This is a genomic window from Plantactinospora sp. ZYX-F-223, assembly GCF_039649625.1.
Lineage (GTDB): Bacteria > Actinomycetota > Actinomycetes > Mycobacteriales > Micromonosporaceae > Plantactinospora.
In genome coordinates this window covers 1-5,626 of record NZ_JBDJAV010000113.1, presented here as the reverse complement: position 1 = coordinate 5,626, position 5,626 = coordinate 1, and the positions used below count along the sequence as shown (strand labels likewise).

Genomic DNA, 5,626 nt, shown 5'->3' with positions numbered 1-5,626 from the left:
CTAAGCAGTACACCTCTTGGGTCTTCACCCGTCAGGTCCACGACGCCGGCCTCGCGCCGTCGATGGGCTCGATCGGCGACTGCTACGACAACGGCATGATGGAGTCGTTCTGGGGCCGCATGCAGACCGAACTCCTCGATCGACAGCGGTGGCGCACCCGTATCGAGCTCGCCAACGCGATCTTCGAGTACCTCGAGATCTTCCACAACCGGCAACGCCGCCACAGCTCAGCCCGATCGAGTATGAGAGAGTCCGACCGATGTCCCTGTGCGTGGCATGAAACCAACCACGACGACTCCGTGAAACCCGGGGAACATCAGATCGCCCTGCGGGAATGCTTCTCCGGTCTGCCCATCCACTTCTGGCCAGGCAGCATCGACTCGATGATCTCCCACTGGGTGTCGGTCAGGTCAGACGGGTACCGGCGAGTTCGTTCCATACCGGACTACCGACCCAGACCCTCCCATCGATCGGACCCACTGTCCGACACACCCGACCAACACACATCTAAAACGCTCACTCAAAGATGTTGACGTGGTGGACACAGATGCCGGTCTGCCGTGTTACCCGCTGCTGACGAATATCAGGTGGTTGCCGTCGGGGTCGGTGAGCTGGAACGACATCATGCCAGGAACGGTGTCGTCGAGCGGGCCCAGCATGTCCTGGCCTCTGAGGCGTTTCCGGAGTTCAGGTGCGTCTGTGATCCGGAGCAAGCAGCCGCCGGGCGAGGCATGAATGGTTGGGAAGAGGTGCAGTTCGGTCGGGCCGTTGCGCAGAACGGCGTAGCCGGGCAGTTCCTCGGCCTGGAACCCGAGCGTCGCGTAGAACGGCAGGGAGCGGCTCAGCTGGTGGCATTGCAGGATCGGCACCGCGCCTGGCGGACCCGGAAGCAGACGAAGTGTGCGGGGCTTCTTGGGCGCGGCGGCGCTCAGCGACGCGGGTATGTTCAGGCGGCGGCGCCCAGGCCTCCAAGCGGGATTGGCGGTGGCGGCGTGACGGGCGGGCCATACAGCTCCTCGACCGCCGCCCGCGCCGGGTTGACCGCCTCGACCCGTCCGTTCGCCTCGATCGATCCGTCGGCGTCGCCGGCCGGTCGGCACCGGTCGGCCGGAGCAGCACCATGCCGAGCACGGTCAGCACCACCGCCAGAATCAGCAGCGACAACACGGTGCGGCGGGGGCGGCGGGTCATCTGGGCGGGGCGCTCTCGCCGGCCCGGTGGAGGTGCGGCATCGTACTCAGGCTACCGTGATCTATCTCCGAACCTGATCACCACCGTGAATCCGCCGGCCGGCGCCACCCCTCGGTGGGATTGACGGCTTCCCGACACTGTGCGCAGGCGGCCGGTCGGGCACTATGGCAACGATCTGTCTGGAGGCTGAGCAACGGTGGAGATGCTGATTACGGTCCGCGCGGCCGGCGACGACCCGGCCGACGTGGAGGAGTCCGCCGTCCGCCTGCGTCAGGAGCTGTTGGATCTCGACGTCGACGAGGTGCGGCCTGTCGGCGCAGGCGAGATTCCCCCCGGCGCCCGGGCGGTCGACGTGGCCGCCGTCGGCGCCGTGTTGGTCGTGTTGCAGCAGTCCACCGGCCTGATCACCAGTGTGGTCGGTCTGATGCAGGCGTGGGCCGGGTCCAGGCCGCGTGGCAACGAGGTGGAGATGACGGTCGGCGACCACACCATCCGCCTGACCGCCGCGACCTCCGAGCAGCAGGAACGCCTGGTCGACGAGTTCATCAAGGCTGTCTCGCGGGGCTGAGCGCATGCAACGCCGACGGCTGGCCCTGATCGTGGCGGTTGATCGTTACGACGATCCGAACCTCGGCCGGCTCGCCGCGCCCTCCGCCGACGCGGAAGCGCTGGCCGACGTGCTGGGCGATCCCGCGCTGGGTGGGTTCGAGGTGTCGGTGCTACACAACGCGACCTACGCCGACACTCGGGAGCGAATCGACGACCTGCTGGCCGAGCGGGGCCGCGGCGACCTGGTCCTGCTGCACTTCTCGTGCCACGGGATCAAGGACGCGAACGGTGAGCTGCTGCTCGCGGCGTCCAACACGACCAACCGACGCCTCGCGTCGACCGGGATCGAGGCGGCCTGGGTGAGCCGTCAGATGCGCCGCAGCCGGGCCGGCAGCGTGGTCCTGCTGCTGGACTGCTGCTTCGGCGGCGCCTTCGAACGCGGCATGATCGCGCGCACCGCCCGGGTCAGCGCGGTCGACGTCGTCGACCAGTTCCCGATGGGCCACCTGGAGCAGGGCCGGGGCCGCGCCATCATCACCGCGTCGACCGCGACCGAATATGCCTTCGAGGGTGAGCAGCTGGTGGACGGCAGTGCCCCGCGGCCCTCGATCTTCACTAACGCGCTGGTGCACGGCATCCGGACCGGGGAGGCGGACCGGGACCGTGACGGGTTCATCTCGATCGGCGAGATGTACGAGTACGTCTACGACCAGGTGCGGCAGCGCACGGCCGACCAGACACCGTCCAAGTGGGAGTTCGGCGTGCAGGGCGGGTTCTATGTGGCCCGCAGCCGGATGCGACAGCAGGTGCCCTCGGTGTTGAGCCCAGGGCTGCTCGACCTCGTCTCGCACACGGAGCCGGCCGGCCGGATCGGCGCCGTCACCGAACTGACCGACCTGATGGCCGGCCCGGACCCGTCCGTCGCGGCGGAGGCCCGGCGTGTGCTCACCGGCCTGTGCGACGACGGGGTGCCTCGGGTGGCCGCCGCCGCGGCGAGCGCGCTGGCCGAGGCCAAACTGACGGCGGTCCCGGCCGGGGCGGGTGCCGCGGCCGACGTGACGGCCGGCATGACCCCGGACCTGCAGAAGATCGTCGAGGACATGAAGCAGTTCGAGCGTGAGTACCGCACCCGGGTCCGCGCCTTCCTGGAGAACGAGTTCCGAGACCTCGACCTGATCGCCCAGCAGCCCGGCAAGCTGGAGGGTCACGGCGCCGAGCTGGCCATGCTCGGCACCCACCTCGATCAGCACGACCGGCGGTTCAACGAATACCTCGAGCGCCAGCTTACGGTCCTGAACTCGGATCGCTACGAGGGCGGAACCCCGACCCCCCGGGAGAACGCCGAGGTGACGAACCTGCGCGACCTGATCCGGCGGTACCGCAAGGCCCTCGGCCAGACCCTGCAGGATCTGCGCAGTTCGGGCCCGCACGTCACGCCCGACCTGCCCGAGCGGGGCGGTGGCCACGCGGCCACGCAGCAGGACATCGACGCCTACCGGCACTCGATCAGGCAGTACTTCGAACGGCAGTGGTCCGTCCTATTCGACGAGCCACCACCGAACCGCTGACCGGGCCGGTCGGCCAGGAACGTGAGCGCGGCCGGGGCGAACGCCGCGGCGCCCGCACTGAGCCATCAGCGTGTTTCGGACGAGCCGAGCCGCAGCCGCAGCAGCGCAGCTTCGGCAGCAGCTCGAGGGGTTCGCGGCGGAGGTGTTCGCGGGGCTACCTCGGGTGGATCAGCGTGAGACGGGTGTGCGGTATCTGCGCGGGTTGATGCTTGATGGGCGTCGTAAATCGATGCAGCCGATGGCTGCTCGTCTCGGGGTGGATCATCAGCAGCTGCAGCAGTTTCTGACCTCGTCGACGTGGGACGTGACCGGGGTGCGGCGGCGACTCGCGACGACCGCGGTCGAGGTGGTGGCACCGCGGGTGTGGGTGGTTGACGACACCGGTTTCGCCAAGGACGGTCCGGCGTCGGCGTGTGTGGCCCGGCAGTATTCCGGGACACTGGGCAAGGTCGGCAACTGCCAGATCGCCGTCAGCGTTCACGCCTCCGCTCGAACCACAGCGCCTCACGGCGCAAACCGAATGTGAGACAGGGCCAAGTTATTTGTACAGTCCCCCAGGTGCCGCCGAAGTAACGGAAAAGAACACCCAGCTCTTACCGACGGTAAACAGGCTCACCGGCCGGCTCAGCCGGTCGGGTCGCGGTCCAGCGCCTTCAGTATCCGGGCCTGCCGGGGAGAAGGGGCGATGAGTTCGCCGCTTTCCCGGCTGTTTGTGGCAACCGGTGACAACCATCCGGCGGGTGCTGCCGTGGTGGAGGGTATGAGCATGCGAGGCGGTCGGATGTGAACGCCAAACCCGTGAGTGCGCCGGAGGCCACCGAGCCGTCCGGCGCGCACCCGCGCATCGAGGCCCGGTTGTCCGGGAGCCGAGACGAGCAGTTCGAGGCGTTCGTGGCCGACGTCGGGCCGTACCTTCTCCGTGTCGCGCTGCTGCTGTCTGGCGACCGGACCTACGCCGAGGACCTGGTGCAGACCACCTTCGAACGCACCTACCGGTCCTGGGACCGCGCCCGCAGCACCGACCCCCGGGCGTACGCCCGCAAGGTACTGGTGAACCTGCGGATCGACCGCTGGCGCCTTGTCCGCCTGGAGGTGCTCACCTCCCCGGACACTTTGCCCCAGCGCGCGACGCCGAGCCACGCCGACACCGTCGATGGACGCAACGAAGTCGTCCGCCTCCTGGCCGAACTCCCCCTGGCCCAGCGACGGGTCGTGGTGCTGCGTCACCTGCTGGGGCTGACCGAGTCCGAGACCGCGAGGGAGCTCGCCGTCTCGGTCGGCACCGTCAAGTCCCACAACGCACGGGCCCTGGTCCGGTTGCGCACCCTGCTCACGGAAGGGCGGCAGTGATGGATCCCACCCGCGAGCCGCGGTCGACGGCGGCCGAGCCGACGGCCGCGCGCGACATCCTGCCCGACGACGCCGTCGTGGCTTACCTTCGCACCCGTGCCCCGGGCCTACCGGCCGCACGGTTTGACGCACGTGCCATCACCTCCCGGGCGCGCGGTGCGCTGCGTCGCCGGCGCCGAAACTCCGTCCTGGCCGCGGCCGGCGCGGCCACCGTCTGCCTTGCCCTCATGCTCGCAGGCCCGCTGTCCGTGCCTGGCCTCGGCACGGTGAGCGTGCCCGGCGGTGAGGCCATCCGTGCCCTGGGAGACCTCGTCCCGGGCAGAGCTCCCGGATTCGACCAGCGGCATGCGGACGTGGATCGTCTCGAGACGGAAGTGCTGCCCGCGGTCGAGGAGCTTGAGGTCTCCTACTACCTCCTGGAACCGGGGCCATGTCGCATCCTGGAGTACCCCCGTGGCAACTACCGCGACGGAGCCCCCGAGTGCCAGGACCTGGTGCCGTTCGACGCCGAGGCACGGGCGGACTTCGGCGAGGTGACAGACGCCGTCGAGCGGTCCGGTGTGGCGGTCGAGCGGATCTTCCGGGAGGCAGGAGGGATCTACGTCCAGATCGAGGAGCACTCCTGGCGGTACAACTGGGAGTACGTGTACCTGCCCGACGTCGGCTCACCACCCGCGACGACCGGGCCCGGCGAGGAATGGACGCACATCCGCGACGACTGGTGGTTCCACCGCGCCCAGGACGACTGACCGTCCGCCCGGACGACATCAGTGCTCGGCGCCTCACCGCTCACGCCACCTAGCTCCCTGGGCGTCACACCGCGTTCCTCAGCGACCGTCGGGCGCGACGCGCGGTGACCGCCGGCAGGGCCACAGTGCCCTTCCCGTCGGCAGCATCAGCACCGTTGAATGCCTCGGATGGCTTTACCGCGGTAAATCCCGGTCCTGCGCATGGAGTCGTATCGCCTG

The 5,626-nt window shown here is 69.0% G+C and carries 5 protein-coding genes and 2 pseudogenes; 6 read left to right on the top strand and 1 reads right to left on the bottom strand.

Going from position 1 to position 5,626, the window contains the following annotated elements; all coding sequences use genetic code 11:
* Positions 1 to 230: pseudogene (locus tag AAH979_RS42280) on the top strand (integrase core domain-containing protein); the annotation flags it as partial.
* A gap of 333 nt (positions 231 to 563) precedes the next feature.
* Here the strand turns inward: AAH979_RS42280 and AAH979_RS42275 are convergent.
* The gene (locus AAH979_RS42275; RefSeq protein WP_346263742.1) at positions 564 to 869 is read right to left on the bottom strand and encodes a hypothetical protein; all 306 of its coding nucleotides are present in this window, start codon (positions 867 to 869) and stop codon (positions 564 to 566) included.
* A gap of 518 nt (positions 870 to 1,387) precedes the next feature.
* On the opposite strand from AAH979_RS42275, the gene AAH979_RS42270 reads away from it, so the two are divergent.
* The 5 genes and pseudogenes from AAH979_RS42270 (at position 1,388) to AAH979_RS42250 (ending at position 5,407) form a co-directional block, all read left to right on the top strand.
* Positions 1,388 to 1,759, top strand: a complete 372-nt coding sequence (locus tag AAH979_RS42270) for a hypothetical protein (RefSeq protein WP_346263741.1) — start codon at positions 1,388 to 1,390, stop codon at positions 1,757 to 1,759.
* A 4-nt stretch (positions 1,760 to 1,763) separates the two neighbouring features.
* On the top strand, positions 1,764 to 3,308 hold the full coding sequence (locus AAH979_RS42265) for a caspase family protein (RefSeq protein ID WP_346263740.1): 1,545 nt from the start codon (positions 1,764 to 1,766) through the stop codon (positions 3,306 to 3,308).
* A gap of 70 nt (positions 3,309 to 3,378) precedes the next feature.
* Positions 3,379 to 3,780, top strand: a pseudogene (locus AAH979_RS42260) (transposase); the annotation flags it as partial.
* Between the two features lie 326 nt (positions 3,781 to 4,106).
* Entirely contained in the window at positions 4,107 to 4,658 is a 552-nt protein-coding gene (locus AAH979_RS42255) for a SigE family RNA polymerase sigma factor (protein ID WP_346263739.1), read from the top strand.
* Entirely contained in the window at positions 4,658 to 5,407 is a 750-nt protein-coding gene (locus AAH979_RS42250) for a hypothetical protein (protein ID WP_346263738.1), read from the top strand. The genes AAH979_RS42255 and AAH979_RS42250 overlap by 1 nt, the downstream gene beginning before the upstream one ends.
* Positions 5,408 to 5,626 lie beyond the last annotated feature (219 nt).

What these genes read in the sequence shown, in the direction of transcription:
- AAH979_RS42265 (WP_346263740.1), top strand. Translation starts at nt 1,764, where the DNA reads ATGCAACGCCGACGGCTGGCCCTGATCGTGGCGGTTGATCGTTACGAC.
- AAH979_RS42250 (WP_346263738.1), top strand. Translation starts at nt 4,658, where the DNA reads ATGGATCCCACCCGCGAGCCGCGGTCGACGGCGGCCGAGCCGACGGCC.